Here is a 21,259-nt window from a genome sequence, read left to right as displayed (position 1 = left end):
GGTGGCCGGTTGCGCCCGGGCGCCGTGCTGCCGCGCACGAGCGACGGTCGGCCGCTCAGCTCGGCAGGACGAGTCCGGTGCCGCCGGCGATGCCCGGTCGGCCGGTCGCGGTGGCCGCGCCGTTCTGCTGGAGCCGGTCGACCAGCAGGGCCGCCAGGGTGCCGAGTTCCTCCTCGGTGCGGGACTGGGCGGTGACGTCCATGCCGACGGTGAGGACGCCGTTGACCTGGCCGGTGCGCGCGGTCCGCAGCGGGGTGCAGGTGAAGCTGAAGATCTGCTGGATGCGCTGTGCCTCGGGACGGCCGGACTGGATCCGGACGTCGTTGAGGACGGTGGCCCGTCCGGTGTGGAAGGCCTCCGCGACGGCCTGCTGGAGGCCGGCCGCGCCGAGCTGGGGGTAGGCGGTGCCGATCGAGCCGTACGCCACCGGGGCGCCGAAGGTGTCGGCGTGCTGGGCGTTGGCGTAGCGGATCTCCTGGCCGGGGCCGTCGGTCAGCATGATGGGGAACGGGGAGCCGTCGAAGGCGGCGAACATCTCCTGCTGCTGGGCGAGCAGGTTGTCGCGCAGCCGGATCTCGGAGAGCAGCGCCTCGGCGAGGTGCTGGATGTCGCGCAGCCGCTCGCGTCCCCACTGCCGGGGTTCCCGGTCGAGGACGCAGACGGTGCCGATGACGGTGTTGGTGTCGTCCACGAGCGGGGCGCCGAGGTAGGCCCGGACGCCGAGTTCGTCCACGACCGGGTTACCGGCGAACCGGGGGTAGGCGAGGATGTCGTCCAGTGCGAGGGGTGAGCGCTGGGCGACCACGTGCGGGCAGAAACCGTGACTCATCGGCATCTGTCGGGTGGGGAGGTCGAAGGCGATGCCCCGATCCGCCCAGGACGCGCCTTCTTCGGCCGCCAGGTCGGAGGAATTTGGCGGAATGTAGAGCCCCCGGAACATCTGGCGCTCGTCGTTGATGAAGTTGACCATCGCGATGGGAGCGCGGGTGATGCTGGCTGCCAGGTGGGCGAAGCGGTCGAAGGCCTCGTCCGCGGAGGGTTCGTTGAGACCCAGGCTGCGCAGCCTGCGGGTCCGCTCGGATTCCCCGGCAGCACTCGGGAACTGGCCTTGAGTGCTCATCACATCAGTCATGGCGCACATGTAATCAGACATCCGGGCGCCGCGGTGCTACCGGTACCGGCCACCGACGTTGCTGATGGACAGTCAAAGCAGCATGTGAGCGACCACGGGCGCTCCGGCCGAGGGGGGAAGGTCAATCCCCTCCCGACCCCCTGGCAAAACCCGCCCCGAAGCGGACGGGCCGAATCCCGCCATTCCAAGATCCACTATGTATGGATCCCATGTGCCCATATGACAATGAGCCCTGCCGAAGACACGGACGGTAGTTCCCCGGGCCCCACGGGAGCGCCGCCCCTAGGGTCCGTCTTCAAACTCCCGTCGTCCGCCCGGAGGGCGGGCGGGGCGGCGTTGGGGTGCGTGCATCGCAAGGCGGAGGAGGGAGCCCAATGCAGCGCATTGGCGACCGACGACAACGCGGCGAGGCGCGTGCCCCGGCGTCGGCCCGCAGACGGGAGTTCGAAGACGGACCCCAGGTCCGCATGCACCGATGGCTTGGAAGCGATCGGCACCGCCACACCTCCACACCCCCACCCGAACCCTCAGGGGGAGCGGCCGGAGCGGCATCTACGGCATGAACGGGAGGCACGACACCCACCGGAATGAGAGGACCAAGCATGGCGATGGACTACTTCACCGACGAACGACACGAGAGCCTCCGGGCCGAGGTGCGTGAGTTCGCGGAGAAGGAGGTGCGTCCTCAGGTGGCCCGGATGGAGGCCGACCGGGAGATCGAGTTCGAGCTCTCGCGGGAGATCGCCCGCCGCGGCTGGATCGGCGTCACGATCCCGCGCGAGTTCGGCGGCCTGGGCCTGGGACACCTCGCCAAGACCGTGATCGTCGAGGAGCTGGCGCGGGTCAGCGGTGCGATGGGCGCGATGGCACAGGCCTCCCAGCTCGGCGTCGCCAAGGTCATCCACTTCGGTTCGGACGCCCAACGCCGGGCGTGGCTGCCGAAGTTCGCCTCCGGGGAGTGCCTGCCGACGATCGCGGTCACCGAGCCGGAGTCCGGCGGCCATGTGCTCGGCATGGGCGGCACCGCGCGTCGCGAGGGTGACGAGTACGTGCTGAACGGCCGCAAGGTGTTCGTCGGCAACTCGCACATCGGCGACGTCCACGGCGTGGTCTTCCGTACCGGCCGGGGCAGCAAGGGGCTGTCCGCCTTCCTGGTCGAGAGCGACCGGCCCGGCTTCCGCACCGGCACCGTCGGCACCCAGGGCGGCCTGCACGGGTTCAGCTTCGGCGAGCTCGTCTTCGAGGACTGCCGCGTCCCGGTCGGCAACCGGCTCGCCGAGGAGGGGCAGGGCCTCGACGTCGCCTACTCCTCCTCCACCCTGTACGGCCGGCTGAACCTGGGCGCCGTCGCGCTCGGCATCCACGTCGCCGTGGTGGAGGACACGGTGCGCTACGCCGAGGAGCGGGTGCTCTACGGCAAGCCGATCAACCAGCTGAACAGCATCGCCCTCAAGCTCGGCGAGATGCAGTCCCGGCTGATGACGGCCAAGTTGGCCGCCTACCACGCCTCGCACCTGCTCGACAACGGCAAGGCCTGCGACGCCGAGCTGATGAACGCCAAGCTGATCAACACCGAGTACGCGATGGACTCGGCACGTCAGGCGATGGAGATCTTCGCGGCGCGCGGCACCCAGGAGGAGCACAACATCATCCGCTACCTGCGGGACGCCACCCACATCTACGCCCCGGCCGGCACCTCGGACGTGCAGAAGCTGCGGCTCGGACAGGTCGCGACGGGCACCTACGGCAAGCAGTGGTCGGCCGAGCTGGCCGACCTGGCGAGCTGGGCGTGGACCGAGCTCAACGCGCTGGAGTCCGGGGCCTCCGGGGCCGCCCGCGCCGCCGGGGTCTCCCCGGCGGAGGAGCTGTACGGGTACAGCCCGCGCGGGGTCCGGGGCGTCCGGAGCGCTCGCGTGGTGCCGCTCTCCGCGGCGGGGTGAGCCGCGCGGCGGGGTGATCCGCGCGGAGGACTGAGCCGCGCGGCGGGAGCGCCGGATCCGCGGCTGCCGCCCGGATGGTGGCGAACTTTCGGTATGACGACGATTTGACCTGCTCCTGACGGCTCCCCGAGAGGCCCACCGACCTCCCGGGGAGCCGTCCCCGCTCCGCACCGACCGCGCTGAGCTGCGACGATCCGTCGGCGAACGCTCCGACCGGAACTGGCCGTTCCTGCCATCGCCCGTTCACATATCGTCAGTTGATGTTGCGATGGGGCCACCTGGGACTGATAGGTTTCCTGCCGTCGGCGGCCGAGCTGCACCCGCACGGACGGTGACACCGCGTCACCCCGTCCGGCGACCCCGGGCCTCGGCTCCCTGACGCCCGGTCCGGTCCGCTCGGGCCGACCCACCGTCCGGACCCGAGACCCGGCCTGCAACTCGGCCCTGCAACAAGGAATCAGATGCCAGGCATATCGGCCCCCCGCACGGGCCACCGCGCCGGCCGGTCCGGCTCCCTCCGCAGCTCGCTCCTCGCCCTCGTGCTGGTCCCCAGCCTGGGCCTCGCCGCCGCCTGGGGCTACGCCGCCTACCTGCTGCGCGACACCGCGAACCGCACCGCGCTGCTGGCCGGCACCGCCGCCGTCGCGCTGGTGCTGCTGGTCAGCCTGGTCCGCGGCATCCGGGCCGCCCGGTCGCTGTCCGCCCGGCTCGCCGGACTGCGCGGCGACACCTTCGCGCTCGCCCAGCACGAGATCCCCGAGATCGTCGGCCGGCTGCGCGCCGGGGAGCCGGTGCCCACCCCGCCCACCTGGGCACCGTCCCGGCGGGTCGGCGACGAGGTCCAGCAGACCTCCGACGGCCTGGCCGCCGTCCGGCAGGCCGCCGTCGCCGCCATCGTCCACCAGGCCCAGGGCCGCGAGGGGACGAAGAAGGTCTTCCTCAACATCGCCCGCCGCACCCAGATCCTGATCCACCGGCAGATCAGCATGCTCGACGCGCTGGAGCGCGAGCACGAGGAACCCGAGCTGCTGCGCGAACTGTTCGCCGTCGACCACCTGGCCACCCGGATGCGGCGCAACGCCGAGAACCTGGTCATCCTCGGCGGCGCACTGCCCGCCCGGCGCTGGCGCAACGCCGTGCCCGTGGTCAACGTGCTGCGCAGCGCCGTCTCCGAGACCGAGAACTACGCCCGGGTCGTCGTCCAGGGCGTGCCGCGCGCCTCGCTCAGCGGGCAGGCCGTCGCCGACGTGATCCACCTGATCGCCGAGCTGATCGAGAACGGCACCACCTTTTCCCCGCCGTACACCCAGGTGCAGGTCTCGGCCCAGGAGGTCCCCAAGGGCCTGGCGGTCGAGGTCGAGGACCGCGGCCTCGGGATGACCGAGGAGGAGTACGAGCGGCTCAACGAGTACCTGGCCAACCCGCCCGAGCTGGACGTCTCCGCGCTCGGCGACGACCTGCGGCTCGGCCTGTTCGTCGTCGCCCGGCTCGCCGCCCGGCACGACATCCAGGTCACCCTGCGGCCCTCGCCGTACGGCGGCACCCGGGCCGTGGTGCTGGTGCCCTCGGTGCTGCTGGAGCAGGCGGAGCAGCCGGCCACGGTGCCCGGGCTGCCGTCCGGCGCGCGGGTCACCCGGACCCCGGTGCCCGAACCGCGGCAGTCCGACGGCGACTTCGGCGTGGTCGACGACGAGCTGTCCGGCGCGCTGGCAGGGGTGCTCAACGGACTGACGAGCAGCACCTCGGGCGGGGTCGACGGGATCGGTGGCGTCGGTTCCCCGACGGCACCGACGGAGCCGGCAGGCGGCGGGGCCGACGGCGGGGTGATCCTCGGCGAGCTGCTCGCGCGGCAGGAGTTCGGACCGCAGGAGTTCGGCCAACAGGGTTTCGGGCCGCAGGAGTTCGGGCGGCCGGACGGTGAGGACGGCGGGCCCGTCCTCGACAACGCCGGGCTGACGGTCGGTGCCGAGATCCCCGGGCTGCCCGGGGCCGTGGTGGTCCCCCGGCCCGTGCTGCCGCGCCCGTACGACCTGCCCACCGGGCCGTCGGCGGAACTCGCCGCACAGCTCGCCGCACCACTCGACCCGGGCGCCGGCGCGACCCCCGGGCCTGTGGACGGGGCTCAGGCGGACCCGGCCGTCGTCGATCCTGCGGTCGTCGATCCGGCCGTCGTGGACTCGGCGGGCGGTCTCGACGGGGTGCCCGCCGACCGGTCGACGCCCACCCACGAACGCCCGCAGGAGGACAGCGTGGAGCACGGCCCGGACGGCGAACTGCGCACCCCGCGCATCCTGCCGCAGCGGGTCCGCAACGCCAGCCTCGCCGAGCAGCTCCGCGAGGCCAACGCGCCCGGCACCATGATGCCGCCGTCCACCCCGACCACGCCGTCCTCGCCGTACGGGGCCCGCCCCGCCCCGGCCGGCCCCCGGTTCGGCGAGGCCGACGACCCCTCGCCGACGCGGTCCCGCGCCACCATGGCCGCCATCCAGCGCGGCACCCGCAGCGCCCGCGCGACCGGTACCGGACCGGACGCGCCCGCCATCGCCCCCCACCCGGCCGCACCTTCCGCCCCCGAGGGCACCGCGGAAGCCCCCGCCGTTCAGGAAGCCAAGGAACAGCAGTGATGACGCAGCACACCGAGACCCAGCGCGACCTCAACTGGCTGCTGGACCAGCTGGTGGCGCGGGTACCCGAGACCCGGCACGCCATCGTCCTCTCCGAGGACGGACTGCTGGTCGGCACGTCCCAGGGCCTCGACCGGGCCGACGCCGAGCACCTCTCCGCCGTCGCCTCCGGCCTGCAGAGCCTGGCCCGCGGCGCCGGACACCGCTTCAACGGCGGACGGGTCCGGCAGACCGTGGTCGAGATGGACCAGCTGTTCCTGTTCGTCACCACCGCCGGACAGGGCGCCCGGCTCGCCGTCCTCACCAGCGAGCAGGTGGACGCCGGACTGATGGCCTACGAGATCAACATGCTGGTCAAGCAGGTCGGCCAGTACCTCACCGCGGCGCCGCGCAGCGACGCGGGCCGACCCGGCGCGGGTGGCGGTGCGTGACCAGCGCCGACGCCGACGAGGGCTGGTTCTACGACAAGGACGCCGGCCACCTGGTCCGCCCCTACGCGATCACCAACGGGCGCACCGGCCCGGTCCGTGACGGCTTCGCGCTGATCACCCTGGTGGTCACCGCCGACCCGCGCACCGACACCAGCCGGCTGACCCCCGAACCGGCCGCGATCCTCGACCTGTGCCGCGAACGCCCGCTGGCCGTGGCCGAGATCGCGGCCACCATGGACCTGCCGGTGAGCGTGGTCAAGGTGCTGCTGGACGACCTGGCGGAGGCCCGGCTGATCCTCACCCGGGCCCCGGTCCAGCTCGCCGAGGCACCGGACATCTCCCTGATCCAGGCCGTGATCGAAGGCGTCCGCAGACTCTGACCGGCTGCCGCGTCCGTGACATCCGCCGCACCCGTCGCGTCCACCGCATCCACCGCACCCGCAGCATCCCCACAGTTCCTCCCCAGGAGACCCGAATTGACGACCCAGAGCCTGGTGCCGGGCGCGGTCAAGATCCTCGTCGCCGGCGGCTTCGGCGTCGGGAAGACCACCATGGTCGGCTCGGTCAGCGAGATCGAACCGCTGCAGACCGAGGAGCGGATGACCCGCGCCAGCATCGGGGTCGACAGCCTCGAAGGCGTCCAGGGCAAGTCCACCACCACGGTGGCGATGGACTTCGGGCGGATCACCGTCCGCGAGGACCTGGTGCTCTACCTCTTCGGCACGCCCGGGCAGTTCCGCTTCTGGTTCATGTGGGACGACCTCGCCCTCGGCGCCCTCGGCGCGATCATCCTCGCCGACACCCGGCGGCTCGAATCCAGCTTCGCCGCCGTGGACTTCTTCGAGCAGCGCGGAATCCCCTTCGCCATCGGGGTCAACTGCTTCCACGGCCGCCGCGACGCCACCCCGGAGGACGTCCGCCGGGCCCTCGACCTCGGGCCGGAGGTGCCGGTGGTGCTGTGCGACGTCCGGGAGCGGGCGTCCAGCAAGGAGTTGTTGCTCGCCCTGCTCGACCGGGTGCACCGGGACGCGCTGGCCGTCGGGCGGCGCTGAGGCGGCCAGGCGGTGGTGCGGCGACCAGGCGGCGCTGAGGCGGCCGGGCGGCGGTAGCCGCCCGGGTCACGCCTGGGCCGGGATCACGCCTTCGTCGGGCTGAGCTCGGCGAGCGCGTCGACCAGCGGGGCCAGCTCGGGGAGTTCCGCGGCCTGGGCCAGGGTCGCCTCCAGGGTGGCGTCGTGCACCGGGCGGGCGGCCTCCAGCAGGGCGCGGCCCTCGGAGGTCAGCTCGGTGTAGATGCCGCGCCGGTCGTCCGCGCAGAGGTAGCGGCTGAGCAGGCCCCGGTCCTCCAGGCGGCTCACCAGCCGGGTGGTGGCACTGCTGCTCAGCGCCGCCGCACGGGCCAGCTGCTGCATCCGCATGTGCCAGCCGTCCTGCCGGGAGAGCGCCTCCAGCACCGTGTACTCCACCACCGAGAGCTTGTGCTCCGCCTGGAGCGCCTTCTCCAGCGCGGCGTCGATCAGCCCGTGCAGGGCGGCGAGCGTCCGCCAGCCACCGGCCCGGACCTCGGCCGCGTCGTCGCGGATGGCCATGGCTCGCCTTCCCTTCACGTTCACCTGTGCGTCCTGAGCTGTCCCCTCTCGTACAAGTATGCCATTCGGCGCCGATTATCGGTCTCTGCAAATAAATCGGCTCACAGCTCCTTCCCGTCCTCCATCCCATTCTTCGGGCCGTCCTCCGGGCCGTCCTCCGAGTCGTCCTGCTCGCCGCCCCAGGAGGCGGAGCAGAGCGCGGTCGCCAGCGCCTCGGTGTAGTCGGCGGCCGCCAGCCAGGCGGTGGCGAAGGCGTCGTGGTCGTCCGCGACGATCCGGCCGAACACGTCACGCCGCTGGTCCGCGGCAGCCGCCCGCAGGCCGTCCAGCAGCTCGGCGGCGGTCGCCAGCCCCGACGCCCGCAGCAGGGCCCGGTCCGCCGCCGCCGTGGCCGCGCCGGGCGCCGGCGCGGACCGGCCGGTGGTGACGGTCTGCTCCACCCGGCGGCCGAGCACGTGCACCGGCGGGCCGAGCGGCGGCGCGGTGGGGAGCTCGGCCGGGAGCCCGGCGGGCAGATCGGCGGATGGCCCGGTGGACGGGCCGGCGGGCAGGTCAGCGGTCTGCAGGCGTTCCAGGCCGAGGTTGACCCGGTCCGCCCGGTCGGCGGGCAGGGCAAGGCGGTCGTGGCCGTCGTGGCCGTCGTGGTCGGAGCCGTCCCAGGGCGTGCCGATCGCCAGCACCCGCAGTTCCGGACGGTCCGCGCGCTCCAGCCGTCCGATCAGCCGCAACCGAAGGCCCGGGGCCGTGGCGAGCAGGGCCAGATTGGCCCGGAAGGCCAGATCGGGGTGCTCGTGCCCCGGGCGCAGCGCGACCACCGTGTCGCCCCCGACCGGACGGGCGAGCAGCTGGAGCGCCCCGCCCGGACCGGTCGGGGCCGTGCCCAGCAGGACGACGTCCAGGAACAACAGGTCGCTCCCCGCCGGGCGACTCCCGTACGGCAGCTCCTGCGCCGCCAGTGCCCGGGCCACCTGGGCGGCGGGCGGCTCGGCCCAGAGCCGGGCCACCGGCTCCGCCGTCCAGGCCGCGCCCGCCGCGCGGACCGCCCGCACCGAGGCACCCGCGCCCAGCCGCCCGCCGGTGGACCTGGTCGCGCCCTGGACCGCCAGCCCCGCGCGGCTGAACTCACGGTGGCTCAGCGCCGCATCGCCCAGCCGGACCGTCCGGTTGCCCGCCGCGACGGCCAGCGGGGCGGCGGTCGTGACATCGCCGTGCGGGGTCACCTCGGCGATCGTGCTGAGCCGGCCACCCGCGTCCACCGCCCAACTGACCGCCCCGGCGTGGGTCGCGGTCAGCACCGGCTCGGCGAACAGCCCGTACAGCCGCAGGCCGCCCTCCTCGGCGTAGGCCTGGCGGGCGGTGCCGCGCAGGGCGGCGAGCGGGGTCGGGGCGGCGGGCGGGGTCGGGGCGTCGACCGGGGCGACCGGGGCGGTCGGCGTGGTCACGGCAGTCAGGGTGTTCAGGGCGGTGGTGAGGCCGAGCAGCTCGCGCAGCGCCGCCACCAGGTCCGCCAGCCGGTGGTCGGGCGCACCGGAACGCGCCGCCCGGATCCCGGTCACCACGGCGACCGCCGCCGCAGCCGGGCGGTACAGCCCCGCGACCCGCGCCCCGTGGCCGGCCCGCAGCAGCTCCGCCTGGGCGACCGCGCCCGCCCCGCTCACCCCGGCGGCCAGCAGCGCGCAGGCGGCGCGGTGGAGGTGCCGGGCGGCGCCGCGTTCGGCCGGGGTGAGGGCGGCGGGTCCGGGTTCCGGTCCCGGCTCGGGTCCGGGTTCGAGTCGGGGTCCAGGTCGGGATTCGGATCCGGGCTCGGGCGGGGTTGTGGTGGTGGTCGCGGCAGGTGTTCCCGGCGCCTCGGCCGGCGTGGTCCCGACGCCCGGATCGTCGGCCTCGGCCTCGGCCAGCGGGCAGAGGCTGACGGCGGCGGCCCGGTGGACGCAGGCCGGGGCGAGCAGACAGCCGCACCGGACGTCGGACGGGCCGGCCACCACCCCGCCCGGGGCGTGCAGGACGAGCAGGACCTCCTCGTCCACCTGCACCCGCCACTCGTCGCCCTCCCGGCTGAGCGGCCGCTCGGCGAGCTTCGCCGCCGCGCCGTCCAACCGCTTCTGCAGGCGGGCGCTCAGCCCCGACACCACCTCGGCGACCACCTCCGGCCGGACCCCCGGCCAGCTGCTCCCGGTCTGTGAAGCCCGCTCTGTCTGTGTCGTGGCGTTCATCGCACCTTCTCCCCCACCCAGCGGGCCAGTTCCAGCGGGCTCAGCGCCGCCACCGGCATCCCGGCCGCGACCAGTTGGCCGGCGACCGCCTTCGAATAGCGGGCCGTCCCGGAGTCGTCCAGCGCCGCGCAACCCAGCAGGTGCACGCCGGAGTCCACCAGGGCCCGGGTCTCGGCGAGCAGCGCGTTGACCGGGCCGCCCTCCTCGAAGTCGCTGACCACCGCGATCAGCGTCCGCGACGGCACCGTCACCAGCTCCCGGGCGTAGCGCAGGCCGGTCGCGATGCTGGTGCCGCCACCGACGCTCACCTCCAGCAGCAGGCTCAACGGATCCGCCACCTGCTCCGTCAGGTCGAGGACCTCGGTGGAGAAGGCCACGAAGTGGGTGCTCAACGAGGGCACGCCGGCCAGGATCGAGGCGGTGAGCGCCGCCCAGACCGTGGACGCCTCCATCGACCCCGACACGTCCACCACCAGGATCAGCCGCCAGTCGTTGGCCTGCCGCGCCCTGGTCCGGAACACCGGGCGCTCCGGCACGATCACGGTGCCCGAACCGTCCGGCCCGGGGCGGGCCGTGGCCAGGTTCGCCCGGATCGTCCGGTGGAGGTCCAGCCCGCCGCCCGGGCGCCGCGACGGGCGCGGCACGCTGATCCCGGTCAGCGCCGGGCGCAGCCGGGTCGCCAGCTCGCGGCTCAACTCGTCCACCATGCGGCGCACCAGCGGACGCAGCTTGGCCACCCGGGCCTCGGGCAGACCGCCCGCGTGGTCCAGCACCGCGCGCAGCAGGTCCACCGACGGGCGGACGGCGGACGGGTCGATCGCCTCCAGCACGTCCGTACGGCCCTGGGCGACGGCGGCCGCCAGGACCTCCTCCCGGACGCCCGGACCGAACAGGGCCTCCAACTCCTCGGCCCACTCCCGCACTCCGGGCAACGGTGCCTCGCGGCCGCCCCTGCTGCCGCCCCTGCCACCCCGGTCGTCCAGGCCGGGGCCGGAGCCCTCGCCGTGGCCGCTGCCGTACAACTCGTCCAGCGCGGTGGCGAGTCGGGCGCTGCGGCCGGACAGGCCGCCCGTGCCCGGGCGACCCAGCAGCAGGCGCCAGCGCTCGGCGGGCGTGAGGACGCGCTCGGGAGCGGGCGACGGGGCGGGTGCCGGGCCGGTCGCCGTCGTGGGCCCGGGTTCGGGCTCGGACCCGGACCCGGGCTCGGACCCGGGCTCGGGCTCGGACACCTGGTCGGCGGTCCGGGGAGCGGCCGGCAGCAGGCCTCTCCCGGCGAGCACCCGGCGGGCCGCCAGGTCCGCGCGGACCCAACGGGCCACCAGAGCGGGGTCGGTCTGCTCCGGCAGGGCCGCCAGGCGGGTGCCCAGGCGGTCCTCGACGGAGACCAGCAGCCGGTCACGGGCGGCCGGGCTAAGCGTGTCGAAGCCACCGCGCAGCGCGGGCAGCCGGTCCAGGAAGGCGGCGTCCGAGAGCGAACCGACCCGTTCCAGCACCGGTTCGAGCGCCTCGGGCGCACTGTCGAACAGGCCCTCGGCAGCGGTCAACAACCCGACCAGCAACCGTCCGAGCACCTGCCGCGCCCGCACGTCGGTCGCCCCGTCCACCCAGGACGCGGCCCGCCCGCCGAACACCTGCGCGGACTCCTGCCCGAGCAGCACCCGCACCGCCCCGGCCGCGCCCCGCACCAACGGGCTCCCCCGCTCGGCGAGTTCCCCCAGCGCGTACCCCAGCCGCACCCCGCCCAGCTGGTCCGCCCGCCGGGCCAGCTCCACCAACGCCCGCGCATCCGCGGGATCGTCCGAACCCCCCAACCCCTCCACCTGCCGCACCGCCACGGCGGTCAACAGGTCCATCGCCGCCCGCAGCGGCAGTCCGGGGCCGGTCCGACTGTCAACACCCTTGGAGGACGGAGTCGTTGACTCCGCCGGACCGGCCGCACCCGCAGGTGCTTCCCCGGGGGCCGTGACCGGGAGGTGGCCGGCGGTGAGGCGGTCGAGGAGGGCGAGGGCGGCGAGGAGGTCGGGGAGGGTGGCGGTGGCGGGAAGGGTGGTGGTGAGTCGGGTGAGGAGGGTGGCGGTGAGGGTGGGGAGGGCGCAGGAGGCGGCGGCGGTGAGGCCGTCGATGATCTCGCGCGGGGTGGGGTCGTCGGGGAGGCGGCTGCGGAGGGCGCCCTCGGCGGCTTGGGCGGGGGTGACGCCCCGGGTGCCGGCGACGGTGAGCAGGGCGGTGACGGTGGGGGTCCAGTGCAGGCGCCAGCGGGTGCCGAGGGTTTCGGTGCCGCCGGGGCCGGTGGTGGGGACGGGGTCGGCGTAGGGGACGCCGCAGGCGGCGAGGCGGTGGAGGAGGATCTCGCGGCGGCGGTCGAGGGGGCTGCGCAGCGGGTCGAGGCGCAGTTCGCGCGGGCCCGGGTCGGTGGGGCCGGGGAGGCCCAGGTCGGCGAGCAGGGTTTCGACGGCGGGGCCGAGGCCGCTGCGCGGGGCGGCCGGGGTGGGGCGCCCGGTGCGGGTGCCGACCAGGACCTGTTCGAGGGCGCGCGCGACGGCCCGGCCGCGGCCGAGGGGCTCGCCCTGGGCGAGCACGGACTGGACGGCTTCGACGAGTTCGCCGCGCCCGGGGGCGGCGTGGCCGCGCAGTCGGGCGAGGTCGCCGGCCAGGCGGACGATCTCTCGGGCGTCCGCGGGGCCGGAGGGGTGGTCCTGGGCACGCAGGGCGGCGCAGATCCGGACGGCGGTGGTGGTGAGCGCCTCGTCGAGGCGCTCGGGGTCGCCGCCGGCGTCGAGGACGGTGTGCTGCCACTCTGGGTCGCGGATGCCGGCCGGGTAGCCGGAGCGGGCGTCGAGCAGCGGGTAGGTGTACGGGATGAGGGAGAGCACGTGCCCGGGTTCGTCGGGGCGGGGCGGCTCCTCGGGGGCGGTGGGCCCGTCGAGCAGGGCGGGGGCGTGGAAGGCGCCGACGACCACGGCGGTCCGGCGTCCGCCCGCCGAGGCGGCCCGGATGCGGGCGCGCATCCAGGCTTCGCGGCGCAGGTCGTACGGGTCGACGCCGGGGCCGGTTCCGGCGTCGTGGCGCAGGGCCCAGCCGACCAGGAGGGCGGCGCGCCGGACGGCCTCCGGGCCGGAGCCGGGGGCGGCGGTCTCGACGAGGCGGTCCCAGAGGTCGTCGTCGGTGGCACGGCCGGTGAGGCGGTGGCGCAGCGCGTCGGCCACGCCGGGGGTGTCGGGGCCGGCCACGGGGCGGCGGCCGCGCGGGCCGACGGGGCCGGTGCGGTGGGCGAGCGGGAGGTCGCAGGCGATGGCTTCGACGCCGTTGCGCCGGGCCCAGCGCAGGGCGACGAGCTCCGGGGAGAAGTCGGCGAAGGGGTAGAAGGCGAGCCCGCCGGGGGCCGCGCCCGCGTCGTCCCCGTCCGCATCGTCCCCGCCGGCCGGGGCGGCGGCGAGGGCCACGGGGGCCTCGGTGGCCTCGTCGGCGAGGTGGTCGAGCCAGGGCTGGAACTCGGCGGGCAGTTCGACCAGGACGGCCTCGGGCCGGGCGGCGTCGAGCAGCGCGGGGAGGACCGCACTGAGGGAGGGCGCGTGGTGGCGCACACCGATCAGGTACGGCCCGGGACGGTCGGTGCCGGAGCCGGCCAGCCGGGCCGTCTCGGCCCGGACCGCGGGGTCGGTGCCGGGATCGGTACCGGGGGCCGTGCCGAGGTCAGCACCGGGATCGGTGCCGGGGCCGCATACGGCGCCGGGGCCGGGGCGGACGGCCGGGTCGTCCGGGGTGGTGGTCCTCACCGCGCTGCTCGTCATCGTCAGGCCTCCAGCGCCGGGCGGAGGTCCCACAGGGTGCGCCAGGTGGCGGCGCCCTGTTCGGCCCGGCGGCGGACCGGGCCGTCCCAGTAGCCGAGCAGCCGGGCCGCGTCCGCCGGGTCGTCCTTGCGGACCACGCCGAGGAGTTGGCCGGGGAGCCGGCCGAGGAGGTCGCCGCCGTCCGGCAGGTAGGCGGCGGTGACGCCGAGTGCGGTGGCGACGGAGACGGCTTCGGCGGTGCTCATCACCGTGGAGGGGCGTTCGACCTCCCAGCCCTCGGTGGAGCGGCCGGTGCGCAGGTCGCGGAAGGCGGTGACCAGGGCCTCCAGGACGGCGTCGTCCACGGCGTAGCCGGCGCCGGCCCGGGCGACGGCGACGGTGGACTGGCGGCGGACCAGCTCGACCTCGGCGGCCAGGCTGCCGATCGGGCCGACCGTCTCGAAGTTGAACCGCCGCTTGAGGGCGGCGGACATCTCGCTGACGCCCTTGTCCCGCAGGTTGGCGGTGGCGATCAGGGTGAAGCCGGCCGCGGCGTGCAGCTGGCCGTCCGGGGTGCCGGCCAACTCGGGTACGGCGATGCGCCGTTCGGAGAGCAGGGAGACGAGGGCGTCCTGTACCTCGGGCAGGCAGCGGGTGACCTCCTCGACCCGGGCGACGGCCCCGGTGGTCATCGCGGTGAGCACCGGGGAGGGGACGAGGGCTTCGCGGCTGGGGCCCTTGGCGAGCAGCAGGGCGTAGTTCCAGCCGTACTTGAGCTGGTCCTCGGTGGTGCCGGCGGTGCCCTGGACGGTGAGCGCGCTGGTCCCGCAGACGGCGGCGGCGAGCAGTTCGGAGAGCATCGACTTGGCGGTGCCGGGTTCGCCGACGAGGAGCAGGCCGCGCTCGCCGGCGAGGGTGACGACGCAGCGTTCGACCAGGGCGCGCTCGCCGACGAACTTGGGCTCGACGGCCAGGCTGCGGCGTCCGGCCTTGAGCTTCTCGCCGCCGCTGCCCATGACGAAGGTGACCACGGCGCGCGGGGTGAGGCGCCAGCCGGGCGGGCGCGGGCCGCTGTCGTGGGCGGCGAGGAACTCCAGTTCGGCGGCGTGCTTCTCCTCGGGCGGGACGATCTGCCGTACCGGGGAGTCGGTGGCGGTGGTCCCGGTGGCGGTGGTGTCGGTGGCGGTGGTGTCGGTGGCGCTCATCGGCGGGCCTTCCTGCGCTTGCTGGTCCGGAGCTCTTCGTAGCCGGGGGTGTCGCCGTCGAGGGTGCGCTGCCAGGCGCGGGCGAACAGTTCGGGCACGGGCAGGTGCGGCAGCACCGGCCGGTGGGTGGACAGTTGGTACAGGCCCGCCTTCCAGGTCTCCACCGGCAGGGCGGGGGCCTTGGCCTCCTGCCAGCCGCCGGGGAGGAAGAGGCTGCGGCCGGCCCGGGCCCGCTTCGCCTCCAGCACCAGTGCGCCGGCGGCGAGTTCGGCGCGGGCGCGCTTGAGCCGGGCGGGCTTCCAGCCCGTCCAGCGGGCGGCGTTGCGGTCCGTCGGGTCGGGCAGGGCGAGCAGCTGGAGGTAGAGCGCGGCCGCGTCCTCGCCCAGGCCGTGGGTACGGGCCGCCTCGGCGACCAGCTCGGGGGCGCTGAGCTGCGGGTTCTGCAGCCAGGCCGGGCCCTCGTCGGCGGCCGGCACGGCTGGGGCGCCCGCGGCCAGGCGTTCCGGTTCGCCGCCCAGGATCGACCGGACGGCGGCCAGGTCGGAGCCGGACCAGTAGCCGTCGGTCAGCCCGATGAGCAGGTCGATCAGCGGGTCGTCCGGGCCGGTGAGGCCGGCGGGGCGCAGCCAGATCTGCTCGTACTCGGTGCGGTAGGGGCTGAGGACGACGGCCGGACCGCAGCGGACCAGGCCGTCCGGGTCGGCTCCGCCCTCGGCGGGCCGGCCGAAGTGTGCGCGCAGGACGGTCGACACCGAGGTGCCCTGGGTGGTGCTGACCAGGCCGAATCCGAGCAGCAGTTCGGGGTCGGCGAGCCGGGTGCGCAGCGCGGCGGCGGCCGTGGGCAGCAGCGGGCGCAGCGGGCTGTCGGCGGGCAGGTGGTAGCCGAGCCAGCGCAGGGCGTCGATCGCCCCCGGGAGGGTGCCGGGGCCGGGGGCGGCGGTGGCGTCCGCGGGCTCCAGCTGGAGCGCGGCCCGGCTGCCGGTGGTCAGCCGGTAGGCGGTGGTGCGGGTGAGCCAGGGCGTGCGGCCGGGGTTGAGCAGTTCCTCGATCGTGCCGATGGGCACGCCCTGGACGCCGGCCAGGGCGTCCTCGGGGAGGGTGACGAGGCGTCCGAAGTGCCGGATCCAGGCCTCGGCCGCGGCGGCGGTGTCGGGGCCCTCCGTCCACAGCCGCTTCGGGTCGTCGAGGGGCAGCAGGGCGCCCCAGACGTCGGCGATCGCGTGGTGGTCGTGGTTGCGCAGCCAGGCCTGGGCGGCCCTGACCTCGGCGGTCTTGAGGCCGTGTTCGGCGGGCACCTCGACGTTGCCCCAGTTCAGGAGGCCGGGGGGCGGGCAGAGCAGCAGGGTGGCGCGGGCGGTGCCGATGCCGGTGAGCTCGGCGAAGGCGGCGGCGTGCTCGCTCTGCCAGGGGACGCTGCCGCGCAGGGCGGCGACCCGCCGGAACTTCTCGGTCCAGGCGGTGTTCACCCGCTCCTCGGTGCGGCGCTCCTCCAGGGTGGTGAAGTGGGCGACGGGACCGAACTCTCCGCTCGGGTCGTGGTCGACGGCCCGCCAGTGCGCCGTTCCGTCCTCCTGCTGGTGGCGGTAGTCGAGGATCACCACGGTGCGGTCGCCGCGGCGGAACACCTCGCCCTGGCGGTAGGCCTCTGGCCGGCGGCCCTTGGCGCGCTCGTCCGTCTCGCCGAGGACGACCTCGCGCAGGGTGGCGCCGCGGTCGGCGAGCGGGCCCTTGGTGAGCTCGCCGAGCAGCAGGACCAGGGTGGAGCGGTGCGCCGGCGGGGTGAGCGGGTCGGCGATGGCGTGGGCGAGGACGTCCACCCGGCCGAGCAGGTTGCGCCAGCCGTGGTGGGCCTCGCCACCGCGCAGGGTGACGGTGCCCTGGGCGGTCCAGCCCTCGCCCTCCACGGCGGTCGGGACGGCCGCAGCGGCCGCGGCAGCCTCAGCGGTCGGGGCGGTCGGGGCGGTCGAGGCGGTCGGGGCCGTGAACGCGGCGGTGACGGCGCGCAGGTTGTTGAGCACCCAGTACTGCTCGGAGTCGCCCCAGTTGTTGCCCAGGCCCGGGGTGCCGGGCAGGACGGCGCTGACGGCGTCGCGCAGCTGGTGGTCGCGGCCGTGCTCGGGGCGCCACTCGGCGGCCTCGGCCTTGCTGGGCCGCTCGGCCTCCGGCTGCGGGAGGAACCGGGCGATCCGGTCGAGCAGGTCGGCGGCGGTGCGGGCGAACCCGGCGACGCCGGCCAGCAGCAGCGGGTGGGTGATCGCGGGCAGGGCGGCGCCGACCGCCTCGACCGGCAGGCTGTTGCGGGCCTCGCCGCGCTGGGCGAGCGGGCGCCGTACGCCCTGGACGGTGATCCAGCGCTGCTCGTCCGCGGGGACGGGCTCGGCGTCGACCGGCCAGGCGAGGTCCACCAGCCGGGCGGCCTGTTCGGCGGTCAGGGCGCGCAGCACCCGGGAACCGGCCTCGTCGCGGGGCCTCAGGGCGTGCCAGTGGTCGTACGGCGGGACCAGGGCGGTACCGGCGGCGGAGAGTTCGCCCGACCGGCAGGAGCGCAGGTCGGCGGTGCGGTCGGAGCGCTCGGCCAGGTCGGGCAGGCCGAGGTCGAGGAACTCGCCGGTGCGGCTGACCACCGGGCCCCGCGCGCCGGGCAGGGCGAGCCGGCCGACCGGGAGGATGTGGGTGTCGGTGCGCTCGTTCAGCGGCAGGACGATGCGCTGCCCGTCGGCGGTGAAGGTGGTGACGGCGCGCCCGGGGTCGTGCCGGACCCAGCTGCCGAGCACGGTGCCGTCGGTGCCCAGCGGGGTGCCCTCCAGGCCGGGCTGCAGCGGCAGCAGGCCGGTGCTGCCGGTGACGAGCCGGCCGGCCGCTGCGGTGGCGGCGATCACCGGCGGTTCGGCGGCCCGGCCCAGGGTGCCGGTGGCCGGGTCGAGTTCGCGCAGGACGGGGGTGCCGTCCGGGGCGTGGCGCAGCGTCCAGTACCCGGTGCCGTCGCCGAGGACGGGGTGCTCCTCGGGCAGCCGGGTGTCGCCGGGGTGCAGCGGGCGGGCGCCGGTGGTGCGGCCGCCGCCGGGCAGCGGGAGGGAGGTGTCGTCCGGGTGGCGTTCGCCGTAGTAGTAGCCGGCGATGGTGCGGCCGGTCAGTTCGAAGGTCTGGTCCGGGCGGCCGGACCAGTAGGCCTTCTGCTCGTTGCCCTCGTACCAGACGACGAGGAGCTCGCCGTCGACCAGGCGCAGCCGGGGCCGGTTGCGCACGCCCGGCAGCGGGGGCACCCGCAGGGTGTGCTCCAGCAGGATGGCGTCCGGGCCGACCACGAGGGCCCGGTCGTGGCGGGCGAGGACGAGGTACGGCCAGGCGTCCTCGACGGTCAGGTCGTTCAGGCCGCGGGGGCGGTGTCCGGGGGCGGTGTCCGGGAGGGCGTCGGCGGCGGGCGGGTCGGCGAGCCGGGCGAGCGCCTCCTCCAGGGCGGGCCAGCCGAGTTCGTCCAGGATCCCGGCGGCGAGGGCGCCGGCGAGCAGCCCGGCGACGTCGAGCGCGGCGATCTTCTCGGCGGCGGCCGGGGCGACCGTGCGGATGGCGGTGCGGTGCGGGGTCAGCGAGCGGACCAGGTCGACGGCGCCGGCCAGGCCGCGGACGGCGGTGAGTTCCTCGGCGCGCTCCTCGGCCCACTCCCGGAACAGCTCGTTCAGCAGGGGGAGCGCGGCACAGCGGTGTTCGACGGCCTGCGCCCAGGCGCCGGGGGCGGAGCGGCGCAGCAGCGGCCGGAAGCGTGCGTCGGCGGCGACGGCGGCGAGCGAGCCGCCGATGGTCCTGGCCCCGTCGGTCGCGGCGCTCGGAGCGCCGGTCGGAGCGCCGGTCGGAGCGTCGGCGGCGGCCGGGCCGCTCTGGGTGACCCACTCGCGCAGGTCGAAGCCCAGGCCGGCCGGCGGGTCGGCCACCGGGACGCCCTCGGCCAGCAGGAGCTCCAGCAGGTCGAGCCGGGTGAGGCTGCCGCTGATGCCGGTGAAGAGGTCGACCGGGACGGCGTCGGCGCGCAGCCGCTCGACCATCCGGCCGGCCAGCGCGAGGGTGGCCGGGCAGCCGGGCCGGTTGCGCCAGCCGCGGCCGAGGTGGTTGCACCAGCGCCGGAGCCACTGCGCGGCGGGCTCGGCGCCCTCGGCGCGCGGGCCGGTGAGCAGGTCCTCGGCGCCGGTGGCGGCGAGGACGGCCAGCCAGGCGGAGTCCTGGGCGGCGGCGTCGGTGCCGCCGGCGGCCGGGTCGGGCAGCAGTTCCAGCAGCCGGGTGCGGACCGCGGCGTCGTCGCTGCCGAGCTCGACCAGGGCGCCGTGCCAGGACTTCCAGAACGCGGCGGGCGCCCGGTTGACCGCGGGGGACTCCAGCAGCTCGGCGAGCAGCGCCCGTTCGTGCGCGGCGCGGTCCAGCCCGGCGGCCCGGATCAGCGCGCGGGCGTCCTCGGCGACCCCGGCGTACGGGGCCATGCCGGCCGCGGAGCGCTCGGTGCACAGCTGGCGGAAGCGCAGCCAGGCGGTCTGCGGGTCGAGCCGCCGGGCGAGCTCCTTGACGTACTGGCGCAGGGACTTGACGGTGAGCGCGCCGGCCAGGGCGAACTCCAGGAAGACGGCGCGCAGCCGCTCCTCGTCGACGGCCAGGTTGTGGGTGCGCTCGGCCTCGCGGGCCTTGCCGAACCAGGCGGCGGCGTAGGTCTGGTTGCCGTGGGTGAGGAAGATCCGGCCGACCTCCTCGCAGAAGGTGGGCAGGAAGTGCGGGACGGCGCGGCCGAGCCGGGTGGCGAGTTCGTCGAAGCCGTCCTTGGCGGCGCCGGGCTTGGACCGGGCCTGGCGGGCCAGCCGCTCCAGCTCCTTGACCAGGGCGAGCGCGTGGTGCCCGTTGGCCGGGTCGTGGACGAGTGCCCAGGCCGGGAAGCCGAGCGCCTCCTGGCGGACCTGGCCGACCTCGGCGGGCGCGCCCTCGGGGGCGAGGCCGAGGAAGTCCAGGGCGAGGTCCTCGGCGGGGCCGAGCGCGCCGGGGACCAGCCGGACGATCTGGCGGCCGTCCAGCGCGGGGTGGGTGTAGCCGCGCGCGGTCAGCACGTCGGCGGCACTGTCGGGGCGGCCGGCGTCGGCCAGGGTGCCGGGCGGCAGGACGGCGCCGGCGTCGAGCAGTGCCTCGGGCTCCGCGGCGCGCTGCTGCGGGACGGTGGTGGTCATCGGGCCGGTGGTCATGCGGCGTCCTCCCCTTCGATCGTGCGGCCCGCGTGGAGCGCGGCGGCCATCCTCATGCCCTCGGACCAGGCGACCGGCCCGACCTCGGCGAGCGGCAGGGACCGGCCGTCGGGGCCGGCCCAGCTGAGCGCGCCCGTCTCGCAGGCGTCGTACTCGTAGTAGTCGCCGACCCAGACCCGGGCCTCGACGGTGCGGCCGCCCTCGGTGATCGGCTGGACGGCGGAGCCGCCGCGGACCCGGCAGCCGAGCCGGGCGCAGCGCCCGACCAGCTCGCGCAGTTCGCGGTAGCGGCCGCCGGCGTAGGTGTGGACCTCGGTGCCCGCGGCCGGCTCCTCGGGGCGGTGCCAGACCTCGCGGTAGAGCTGCTGGACGCGCTGGGAGACGCCGAGTTCGACGGCGAACTCGCGCAGGTCGTCGAGGTCCGGGAGGAGCACCGGGTGGGGTATCAGGACCTGGCCGTCGGTCAGGCGCACGGTGTCGCCGTCGAGGTCGACCAGGCCGAGGCCGCGCTCGGCGTCGGCGTCGCGCAGGAAGCCGGCCACGGCGCCGTCCGCGCCGGTGACCACGACGTCCCGCAGGACGGACTGCCAGGCCTCGTCGGGCCAGACGGCGGCGAGCACGGCGGCGGGGACCGGCAGCGAGCGCACCATCCACCGCTCGACGTCCTCCTGGCAGCGCCGCTCGTGCGCGGCGAGCCATTCGGCGAGTTGCTTGAGCTGGGCGACCACCGGGTCGTCACCGAGCTTCGACGGGACGGACTTGAGGGGGCGGCCCGCCGCGTTGCGGCACACCACCCGGCCCTCTCCGTCGAGCGTGACGCGGTACCCTCCCGCGCCCGTTTCCACCCATGCCACAGCCGTACTCCTCCCACCGGGGAACGTCGTTCGGATCGCCCCGCTGACCAGCGATGCGAGGAACGTAGCGAGGGTCACTGACAACGCGACGGGCGGGGGGAGGCGGCCGGGGGCGGACGAGTTGAAACCACTCGAACGGGTGGTCGATCGGGTACGCAGGACCGATCCGCGGCCCTGCGGACGCGTGAAGGCGGCGCCACCCCCGGCGGGTGGCGCCCCCGTCACCCCCGAACCGCCCCAACCCCCCGGGGCGCCCCCGGGGCGATGACCGGGGCGCCCGCGGGCGGGG

At 75.7% G+C, this 21,259-nt stretch carries 12 protein-coding genes; 5 read left to right on the top strand and 7 right to left on the bottom strand.

Going from position 1 to position 21,259, the window contains the following annotated elements; all coding sequences use genetic code 11:
- Window positions 1-55: 55 nt before the first annotated feature.
- Window positions 56-1,132, bottom strand: coding sequence for a GAF domain-containing protein (locus ACFXPX_RS34505; protein ID WP_380395852.1), 1,077 nt, complete (start codon window positions 1,130-1,132; stop codon window positions 56-58).
- A 602-nt stretch (window positions 1,133-1,734) separates the two neighbouring features.
- On the opposite strand from ACFXPX_RS34505, the gene ACFXPX_RS34500 reads away from it, so the two are divergent.
- The 5 genes from ACFXPX_RS34500 (at window position 1,735) to ACFXPX_RS34480 (ending at window position 7,179) form a co-directional block, all read left to right on the top strand.
- On the top strand, window positions 1,735-3,072 hold the full coding sequence (locus ACFXPX_RS34500; protein WP_375891985.1) for an acyl-CoA dehydrogenase family protein: 1,338 nt from the start codon (window positions 1,735-1,737) through the stop codon (window positions 3,070-3,072).
- 461 nt (window positions 3,073-3,533) lie between these two features.
- Window positions 3,534-5,696: a sensor histidine kinase gene (locus ACFXPX_RS34495; protein ID WP_380644433.1), complete on the top strand. Its 2,163-nt coding sequence runs from the start codon at window positions 3,534-3,536 to the stop codon at window positions 5,694-5,696.
- Complete coding sequence (locus ACFXPX_RS34490) at window positions 5,696-6,127, top strand: roadblock/LC7 domain-containing protein (RefSeq protein WP_375891987.1); 432 nt, start codon at window positions 5,696-5,698, stop codon at window positions 6,125-6,127. Before ACFXPX_RS34495 ends, ACFXPX_RS34490 begins: the two co-directional genes overlap by 1 nt.
- Window positions 6,124-6,507: a DUF742 domain-containing protein gene (locus tag ACFXPX_RS34485; protein WP_207813170.1), complete on the top strand. Its 384-nt coding sequence runs from the start codon at window positions 6,124-6,126 to the stop codon at window positions 6,505-6,507. The genes ACFXPX_RS34490 and ACFXPX_RS34485 overlap by 4 nt, the downstream gene beginning before the upstream one ends.
- 96 nt (window positions 6,508-6,603) lie before the next feature.
- Window positions 6,604-7,179 carry an ATP/GTP-binding protein gene (locus ACFXPX_RS34480; RefSeq protein ID WP_375891989.1) on the top strand — a complete coding sequence of 192 codons (576 nt, stop codon included), beginning with the start codon at window positions 6,604-6,606 and terminating at the stop codon, window positions 7,177-7,179.
- 83 nt (window positions 7,180-7,262) lie between these two features.
- Here ACFXPX_RS34480 and ACFXPX_RS34475 read toward each other — a convergent pair whose 3' ends face one another.
- From ACFXPX_RS34475 to ACFXPX_RS34450, 6 genes are all read right to left on the bottom strand, one after another.
- Window positions 7,263-7,715 (bottom strand): MarR family winged helix-turn-helix transcriptional regulator, encoded by a 453-nt coding sequence (locus tag ACFXPX_RS34475; protein WP_375891991.1) that lies wholly within the window; start codon window positions 7,713-7,715, stop codon window positions 7,263-7,265.
- 101 nt (window positions 7,716-7,816) lie between these two features.
- Window positions 7,817-9,928: a hypothetical protein gene (locus ACFXPX_RS34470; RefSeq protein ID WP_380644431.1), complete on the bottom strand. Its 2,112-nt coding sequence runs from the start codon at window positions 9,926-9,928 to the stop codon at window positions 7,817-7,819.
- Window positions 9,925-13,719, bottom strand: a complete 3,795-nt coding sequence (locus tag ACFXPX_RS34465; RefSeq protein ID WP_380644430.1) for a DUF5682 family protein — start codon at window positions 13,717-13,719, stop codon at window positions 9,925-9,927. Before ACFXPX_RS34465 ends, ACFXPX_RS34470 begins: the two co-directional genes overlap by 4 nt.
- 2 nt (window positions 13,720-13,721) lie before the next feature.
- On the bottom strand, window positions 13,722-14,903 hold the full coding sequence (locus ACFXPX_RS34460) for an AAA family ATPase (protein WP_380644429.1): 1,182 nt from the start codon (window positions 14,901-14,903) through the stop codon (window positions 13,722-13,724).
- Window positions 14,900-20,116 carry a hypothetical protein gene (locus tag ACFXPX_RS34455; protein ID WP_380523158.1) on the bottom strand — a complete coding sequence of 1,739 codons (5,217 nt, stop codon included), beginning with the start codon at window positions 20,114-20,116 and terminating at the stop codon, window positions 14,900-14,902. Before ACFXPX_RS34455 ends, ACFXPX_RS34460 begins: the two co-directional genes overlap by 4 nt.
- Window positions 20,113-20,970, bottom strand: coding sequence for a DUF4132 domain-containing protein (locus ACFXPX_RS34450; RefSeq protein WP_380644428.1), 858 nt, complete (start codon window positions 20,968-20,970; stop codon window positions 20,113-20,115). Before ACFXPX_RS34450 ends, ACFXPX_RS34455 begins: the two co-directional genes overlap by 4 nt.
- Window positions 20,971-21,259: the final 289 nt, after the last annotated feature.

It is taken from the genome of Kitasatospora sp. NPDC059146, assembly GCF_042786665.1.
Lineage (GTDB): Bacteria > Actinomycetota > Actinomycetes > Streptomycetales > Streptomycetaceae > Kitasatospora.
The sequence above is the reverse complement of the archived record's forward strand: the minus strand, read 5'-3'. Positions and strand labels throughout refer to the sequence as shown.

What these genes read in the sequence shown, in the direction of transcription:
- ACFXPX_RS34505 (WP_380395852.1), bottom strand. Translation starts at nt 1,132, where the DNA reads ATGACTGATGTGATGAGCACTCAAGGCCAGTTCCCGAGTGCTGCCGGG.
- ACFXPX_RS34500 (WP_375891985.1), top strand. Translation starts at nt 1,735, where the DNA reads ATGGCGATGGACTACTTCACCGACGAACGACACGAGAGCCTCCGGGCC.
- ACFXPX_RS34495 (WP_380644433.1), top strand. Translation starts at nt 3,534, where the DNA reads ATGCCAGGCATATCGGCCCCCCGCACGGGCCACCGCGCCGGCCGGTCC.
- ACFXPX_RS34490 (WP_375891987.1), top strand. Translation starts at nt 5,696, where the DNA reads ATGACGCAGCACACCGAGACCCAGCGCGACCTCAACTGGCTGCTGGAC.
- ACFXPX_RS34475 (WP_375891991.1), bottom strand. Translation starts at nt 7,715, where the DNA reads ATGGCCATCCGCGACGACGCGGCCGAGGTCCGGGCCGGTGGCTGGCGG.
- ACFXPX_RS34470 (WP_380644431.1), bottom strand. Translation starts at nt 9,928, where the DNA reads ATGAACGCCACGACACAGACAGAGCGGGCTTCACAGACCGGGAGCAGC.
- ACFXPX_RS34465 (WP_380644430.1), bottom strand. Translation starts at nt 13,719, where the DNA reads ATGACGAGCAGCGCGGTGAGGACCACCACCCCGGACGACCCGGCCGTC.
- ACFXPX_RS34460 (WP_380644429.1), bottom strand. Translation starts at nt 14,903, where the DNA reads ATGAGCGCCACCGACACCACCGCCACCGACACCACCGCCACCGGGACC.
- ACFXPX_RS34455 (WP_380523158.1), bottom strand. Translation starts at nt 20,116, where the DNA reads ATGACCACCGGCCCGATGACCACCACCGTCCCGCAGCAGCGCGCCGCG.